Raw genomic sequence first — 1,715 nt, 5'->3', positions numbered from 1 at the left:
CCAGAACGTGTTGGGCAGTATGTGAAATGATTTTTATCTCCCCTCGGGGAGAAGCCATATTAAAAGAGTTTACACAAAACTATTGACAGACCCATATTTTTTTACGGTGTATTCCCCAAGTACCTTCGAGGAATCTATTTGCTCAAAAACATCCAGATATAGATTTTTGTTCGTGTCAGTATTAAGCACACCTATACTCCCTAACAACTCATTGGAAGAAATATCAATTTTGTTACCATTTAAGAGAACAGAAGCGCTATCTCTGTTTTTGCTGATTGTTAATGGCGCAGTATTAGCGTCATAGAATCCAGCAATTCTTGCTTGAACATCTATGTTGGAATCACTAATTGGATAACTGTTATTATCATAGTAGAGCCATACCTTATTGGTGTCGTCCTTATAAAGTTTTTGCATCAAAAAAATTTCCATCCCATCTGAAAGTGAAGCGCTTTGGAGTAGTTCACCTTGCAATGATGTTGTGTAAATGATACCTCTATCATAATCCATCAGGTTCTTTATAAATATTCACTCTTTTATTAACATTATCAACGATAAATATTGTTTTATCAGGACCTATGGTGAATGCCTCCGGGCCTTCCCCTCCACCTTCCATACTTTCCGAATAGCCAATTTCACCAGCATTACTACCTACATTCACTTTAAGTACTACTGAATCTTTTGCCACAATTGAATCTAATGATTTGCTTTCTGGTGATGAGTAGGTACTTACATTTGATGTAAGAGGGTCTTGGGTGACGCGAGTAACGTAGTTGATACAAATACGGATGTGAAGCAAATACCCAAAAGTCGTTTTCCTATATTACTCATTTAAAATCTCCTCCAATGAAAGTTATTATTGCAGACACCGAACTAAAGACTACCAATACCTTCCTTACCTCTTGTTAATTCGCTCGATTACACCTCCTAAATATCACAAAATTAAAAATATGAAACAATTATAGTTATAAATACCACTATATACCATTAAAAGAATAAATCAATACATATTACGGCTTAATACCAATAACAGTGCTTGATAAATGTATTGAATTGATTAATGACGCTACGCTGATGAAATTGTCCAAGCTAATCGCTGTAGCCTAATTTTTTTGAATTTACCGCTCTTCGCGGTGAAAATTTAGGGGCAAAGCATATGCTTCCGATGCAGCTTTCCAAAGGAAGTCTTTAGGCGCGCGCTACTAGGGCGATTGCTAGAAGAAAGAACTCCTATTGATAAATATGGGTCTTCCTGTTATATGAGGGAAACAATGCCAGTCATAGCTTAACAAAACCTTCTAGTATTGAAATAATCTCAGCAGAACGTTTTATTGATGCATTAGTAGAAGGATGTAAGGTCGCCATCAATACATTTTCTAGTAGTATTGAGAACAAAGAGGTATACGTTTTTAATTTATATGCAGATCTACATAATAGTTTTTATATATGACGGATTGTAATATGAAAGAATTAATTACTATGTCGAGGCCTTGCATTTTGCGGGTAAACTCACTGACGAACACAAAAAAGAATATTCTACTATAAATCGAATGAGCAAAAATACGGATCATGAGGAGGATGGTTTAAAGGAGGTCTCACTTGAATTGATGCTTTTGGCTAATCAGGGTCTGTCAATAGTTTTGTGTAAACTCTTTTAATATGGCTTCTCCCCGAGGGGAGATAAAAATCATTTCACATACTGCCCAACACGTTCTGGA

2 protein-coding genes are annotated in these 1,715 nt (G+C 35.9%); both read right to left on the bottom strand.

Annotated elements, in window-relative coordinates:
• Window positions 1-69: 69 nt before the first annotated feature.
• Entirely contained in the window at window positions 70-507 is a 438-nt protein-coding gene (locus tag J2T13_RS26150; protein WP_429375637.1) for a hypothetical protein, read from the bottom strand.
• Window positions 497-685 carry a hypothetical protein gene (locus tag J2T13_RS26145; RefSeq protein ID WP_429375636.1) on the bottom strand — a complete coding sequence of 63 codons (189 nt, stop codon included), beginning with the start codon at window positions 683-685 and terminating at the stop codon, window positions 497-499. Before J2T13_RS26145 ends, J2T13_RS26150 begins: the two co-directional genes overlap by 11 nt.
• Window positions 686-1,715: the final 1,030 nt, after the last annotated feature.

This window comes from Paenibacillus sp. DS2015 (genome assembly GCF_050433705.1).
GTDB lineage: Bacteria > Bacillota > Bacilli > Paenibacillales > Paenibacillaceae > Paenibacillus_AQ.
The sequence above is the reverse complement of the archived record's forward strand: the minus strand, read 5'-3'. Positions and strand labels throughout refer to the sequence as shown.

Bases quoted from the DNA above. Each gene is read 5' to 3' on its own strand.
- J2T13_RS26150 (WP_429375637.1), bottom strand. From the start codon at position 507: ATGGATTATGATAGAGGTATCATTTACACAACATCATTGCAAGGTGAA.